The following is a 3,142-nucleotide window of genomic DNA, read 5'->3' on the forward strand; positions in this document are numbered from 1 at the left end:
TACTTCGTCTTCACACACCGCAATCTGGCGCTCTGTCGAGTCACTAAATTGCTTGGGTGTTATATGGTCAAGCCTCACGGGCAATTAGTATTGGTTAGCTCAACGCCTCACAGCGCTTACACACCCAACCTATCAACGTCGTAGTCTTCGACGGCCCTTCAGGGGACTCAAGGTCCCAGTGAGATCTCATCTTGAGGCTAGTTTCCCGCTTAGATGCTTTCAGCGGTTATCTATTCCGAACATAGCTACCCGGCAATGCCACTGGCGTGACAACCGGAACACCAGAGGTTCGTCCACTCCGGTCCTCTCGTACTAGGAGCAGCCCCTCTCAAATCTCAAACGTCCACGGCAGATAGGGACCGAACTGTCTCACGACGTTCTAAACCCAGCTCGCGTACCACTTTAAATGGCGAACAGCCATACCCTTGGGACCGGCTTCAGCCCCAGGATGTGATGAGCCGACATCGAGGTGCCAAACACCGCCGTCGATATGAACTCTTGGGCGGTATCAGCCTGTTATCCCCGGAGTACCTTTTATCCGTTGAGCGATGGCCCTTCCATACAGAACCACCGGATCACTAAGACCTACTTTCGTACCTGCTCGACGTGTCTGTCTCGCAGTCAAGCGCGCTTTTGCCTTTATACTCTACGACCGATTTCCGACCGGTCTGAGCGCACCTTCGTACTCCTCCGTTACTCTTTAGGAGGAGACCGCCCCAGTCAAACTACCCACCATACACTGTCCTCGATCCGGATAACGGACCTGAGTTAGAACCTCAAAGTTGCCAGGGTGGTATTTCAAGGTTGGCTCCACGCGAACTGGCGTCCACGCTTCAAAGCCTCCCACCTATCCTACACAAGCAAATTCAAAGTCCAGTGCAAAGCTATAGTAAAGGTTCACGGGGTCTTTCCGTCTAGCCGCGGATACACTGCATCTTCACAGCGATTTCAATTTCACTGAGTCTCGGGTGGAGACAGCGCCGCCATCGTTACGCCATTCGTGCAGGTCGGAACTTACCCGACAAGGAATTTCGCTACCTTAGGACCGTTATAGTTACGGCCGCCGTTTACCGGGGCTTCGATCAAGAGCTTCGCGTTAGCTAACCCCATCAATTAACCTTCCGGCACCGGGCAGGCGTCACACCCTATACGTCCACTTTCGTGTTTGCAGAGTGCTGTGTTTTTAATAAACAGTCGCAGCGGCCTGGTATCTTCGACCGGCATGGGCTTACGGAGCAAGTCCTTCACCCTCACCGGCGCACCTTCTCCCGAAGTTACGGTGCCATTTTGCCTAGTTCCTTCACCCGAGTTCTCTCAAGCGCCTTGGTATTCTCTACCCAACCACCTGTGTCGGTTTGGGGTACGGTTCCTGGTTACCTGAAGCTTAGAAGCTTTTCTTGGAAGCATGGCATCAACCACTTCGTGTTCTAAAAGAACACTCGTCATCAGCTCTCGGCCTTAGAATCCCGGATTTACCTAAGATTCCAGCCTACCACCTTAAACTTGGACAACCAACGCCAAGCTGGCCTAGCCTTCTCCGTCCCTCCATCGCAATAACCAGAAGTACAGGAATATTAACCTGTTTTCCATCGACTACGCTTTTCAGCCTCGCCTTAGGGACCGACTAACCCTGCGTCGATTAACGTTGCGCAGGAAACCTTGGTCTTTCGGCGTGGGTGTTTTTCACACCCATTGTCGTTACTCATGTCAGCATTCGCACTTCTGATACCTCCAGCAAGCTTCTCAACTCACCTTCACAGGCTTACAGAACGCTCCTCTACCGCATCACCTAAGTGATACCCGTAGCTTCGGTGTATGGTTTGAGCCCCGTTACATCTTCCGCGCAGGCCGACTCGACTAGTGAGCTATTACGCTTTCTTTAAAGGGTGGCTGCTTCTAAGCCAACCTCCTAGCTGTCTAAGCCTTCCCACATCGTTTCCCACTTAACCATAACTTTGGGACCTTAGCTGACGGTCTGGGTTGTTTCCCTTTTCACGACGGACGTTAGCACCCGCCGTGTGTCTCCCATGCTCGGCACTTGTAGGTATTCGGAGTTTGCATCGGTTTGGTAAGTCGGGATGACCCCCTAGCCGAAACAGTGCTCTACCCCCTACAGTGATACATGAGGCGCTACCTAAATAGCTTTCGAGGAGAACCAGCTATCTCCGAGCTTGATTAGCCTTTCACTCCGATCCACAGGTCATCCGCTAACTTTTCAACGGTAGTCGGTTCGGTCCTCCAGTTAGTGTTACCCAACCTTCAACCTGCCCATGGATAGATCGCCCGGTTTCGGGTCTATTCCCAGCGACTAGACGCCCTATTAAGACTCGCTTTCGCTACGCCTCCCCTATTCGGTTAAGCTCGCCACTGAAAATAAGTCGCTGACCCATTATACAAAAGGTACGCAGTCACCCAACAAAGTGGGCTCCCACTGCTTGTACGCATACGGTTTCAGGATCTATTTCACTCCCCTCTCCGGGGTTCTTTTCGCCTTTCCCTCACGGTACTAGTTCACTATCGGTCAGTCAGTAGTATTTAGCCTTGGAGGATGGTCCCCCCATATTCAGACAAAGTTTCTCGTGCTCCGTCCTACTCGATTTCATGACCAAGAGATTTTCGCGTACAGGGCTATCACCCACTATGGCCGCACTTTCCAGAGCGTTCCGCTAATCTCAAAGCCACTTAAGGGCTAGTCCCCGTTCGCTCGCCACTACTAAGGGAATCTCGGTTGATTTCTTTTCCTCAGGGTACTTAGATGTTTCAGTTCCCCTGGTTCGCTTCTTAAGCCTATGTATTCAGCTTAAGATACCTAACTTATGTTAGGTGGGTTCCCCCATTCAGACATCTCCGGATCACAGTCTGTTTGCCGACTCCCCGAAGCTTTTCGCAGGCTACCACGTCTTTCATCGCCTCTGACTGCCAAGGCATCCACCGTATGCGCTTCTTCACTTGACCATATAACCCCAAGCAATCTGGTTATACTGTGAAGACGACATTCGCCGAAAATTCGCAATTTAACTCACAAATTTTACCTTAGCCTGAATAAACACCAGTGAAAGTGCTATCCAGTCTATCTTTCTATCACATACCCAAATTTTTAAAGAACGATCTAATCAAAGACTAGAAATCAACATTCACCATC

1 rRNA gene is annotated in these 3,142 nt (G+C 51.0%); it reads right to left on the reverse strand.

From position 1 onward, the window contains the following. Positions 1 to 63: 63 nt before the first annotated feature. A 23S ribosomal RNA gene (locus BK659_RS27190) occupies positions 64 to 2,955 on the reverse strand. Positions 2,956 to 3,142 lie beyond the last annotated feature (187 nt).

Origin of the sequence: Pseudomonas brassicacearum, assembly GCF_003732225.1 — a bacterium.
In the GTDB taxonomy this organism is placed as follows: domain Bacteria; phylum Pseudomonadota; class Gammaproteobacteria; order Pseudomonadales; family Pseudomonadaceae; genus Aquipseudomonas; species Aquipseudomonas brassicacearum_E.